Source organism: Pseudomonas sp. HMWF006 (assembly GCF_003061205.1).
GTDB lineage: Bacteria > Pseudomonadota > Gammaproteobacteria > Pseudomonadales > Pseudomonadaceae > Aquipseudomonas > Aquipseudomonas monsensis.
Map to the genome: position 1 here is coordinate 1 of NZ_QAIU01000443.1, position 1,743 is coordinate 1,743.

The following is a 1,743-nucleotide window of genomic DNA, read 5'->3' on the forward strand; positions in this document are numbered from 1 at the left end:
CAGCGCCAGCATCGCCGCGTTGTAGGCCCCGGAACTGTGGCCCATCAGGTCCAGGCGCTGCGGGTTGCCGGAGAACGCGCGTATGTGTGCCCGGGTCCAGGCCACCGCCTGCGCCGAGTCCTCGAGAAACAGCGGATAACGCACTTGCGGGTACAGCCGATAATCCGCCAGCACCGCGACGATTCCCCGCGACGCCAGGGCCTCGCCGACAAAGGCGTAATCGCCACGATCGCCGCTGTTCCAGCTGCCGCCGTAGAAAAACACCACCACCGGCGCCCCTTCCAGTGGCTGGCGTGGCATGTACACGTCGAGTTTCTGCTGTGGATCGACGCCATAGGCAATGCCGGCGGTTCGGTGGAAGGTGTCTTCGGGGGTCAGCGCATTCAGCAGTTTGACCGGTGAACACCCTGTCAGCACCATCAGCAGGAGCCCGCCGAGGACTGTGCCGAACCACTGCCGCGAAGGATTTGCCATGGACGCCTTACCTCACGATTGATCTTTCTGCCAGTACCGCCGCACATGGTCGAGCCGCTCCTGCGCGGTCAGCGCGCGCGGAAAGTCTGGCAGTTCCGCCCGGGGATGCTGCAAGCGTAGCCACAACCAGGCATCCAGCACCGTCCGTTCGCTGAAACCCAGGGCCAGACCTTGCTGAACATGGGAGGCCATGCACACGTAATCGGTTCCCATCGCTTGGCTCCAGCGCCAGATGTGCTGTTCCAGCAGGCACGTCTGCAACCGCTCGCGCTGACGATACGTGAGGCTTTGTTCGATCCCCAAGGGTTCGACCGGCCACTGCGGATTGCGCAATTGCTGCCAGCCTTGACTGCCGATCGCCCGATCGGGCCAGGTGCCGCCGAACCAGCGCAACCGGCGGATCGGCCCCAGCCAGCGACTCAGCTCGGCGGCATCGCAGGCGTCGAAGAAATAGCTCGCGGTCTGGCGGTTGTAATAGCCGAGCAAGGCCCGGTGATTGCGGCCGAACGAAACCGTCAGCATGCGCCGCAGGTGACTCAACAGCAGCTGTTCCGAGGCATCTGAGTCGAGCAGCAGCCCGCGCCAGGTAAACGGATCGTGGTGACACAACGCTGCCAACGCGCTTTGAGCCTGTAAGTCGACCAACACCGGGCCCACGTCGCTGACCGGTTGAAACTCGGTGCCCTCGAATAATTGCCAGCGGCGCACCGCGACGAAGCTCTGGCGCAATACCGCCAGGGCACGGGGCGCGTCGGGACCGTCGAGCAGCAACCACCGCGCAGGTGGCTCAAGCGCCGCGCCGCTCATGGTGCGCCGCTCTGGTCCAGCGAAGCGAGCAACCGACAGCTGCACACCGACGCCGGACAATGCTGGTAACTGCCACCACCGGGCACCAGACACAACAGCAACATCGGTTCCGCCGACTTCAGCCATTGCGCAAACCCGGCACTGGGCAGTTCGTCAGCAAAAACCGGCTCGTCTTCTTCGTTGTCGTCGGCAAGTGCCGGTTCCAGCAATACCCCGCTGATCACGGGTTGATCCGGGTCGCCCTCAAGAAAACTCACCACCACCTCGACACCTTCACGCAGGGTCGCCAGCGAGGTCGCGTTCAGCGACGGGGCGAGCGGCAGCCAGCAATGGCTCGCGGCGGCACCTTCGCCTTGATAGAGCCAGTCGAACTGCACCGCCACCGGTCGCGAATGATCCGGGCGCGGCTCGTCAACCGACACCACCCAGGCCCGTTGCAGACTGTGCATCGGCGGCCTGAGC

2 protein-coding genes and 1 pseudogene are annotated in these 1,743 nt (G+C 64.6%); all 3 read right to left on the minus strand.

The annotated features are described in order from the left end of the window. A partial coding sequence (locus DBR24_RS18590) for an alpha/beta hydrolase (RefSeq protein WP_146189083.1) occupies positions 1-474 on the minus strand: 474 nt, incomplete at its 3' end. A gap of 12 nt (positions 475-486) precedes the next feature. Then, complete coding sequence (locus DBR24_RS18595; protein ID WP_123471056.1) at positions 487-1,281, minus strand: DUF4123 domain-containing protein; 795 nt, start codon at positions 1,279-1,281, stop codon at positions 487-489. Then, positions 1,278-1,743 (minus strand): annotated as a pseudogene (locus tag DBR24_RS32820) (type VI secretion protein); the annotation flags it as partial. The gene DBR24_RS18595 and the pseudogene DBR24_RS32820, both read right to left, overlap by 4 nt.